We start from the raw sequence: 332 nt of genomic DNA on the forward strand, positions 1-332 counted from the left end.
GACATGGGTTTTATTCACGACATTAAGAACATTATTAAGTTACTGGCACCTAAGCGCCAAACGCTTCTGTTCTCAGCGACGTTTTCCAATGACATTCGTGCGTTGGCTAAAGGCTTGCTTAAAAGCCCGGTCGAAATTTCGGTAGCACCACCTAACGCCACTGCCGAGCCTATTGAGCAAACGTTGTATGAAGTACAAAAAAGCCAAAAACTGGGGCTGTTATTAAAGCTGCTGAAAAGCCTCGACTTACCCCAAGTCCTTGTGTTTTCACGCACCAAGCAAGGGGCTAATCGATTAGTTAAACAACTGGATAAAGCCGGCCTCTCGGCAGC

1 pseudogene is annotated in these 332 nt (G+C 46.4%); it reads left to right on the forward strand.

The annotated features are described in order from the left end of the window. A pseudogene (locus B3180_RS10615) lies at positions 1-332 on the forward strand (ATP-dependent helicase); the annotation flags it as partial.

Source organism: Idiomarina sp. UBA4206 (assembly GCF_002383015.1).
Lineage (GTDB): Bacteria > Pseudomonadota > Gammaproteobacteria > Enterobacterales > Alteromonadaceae > Idiomarina > Idiomarina abyssalis.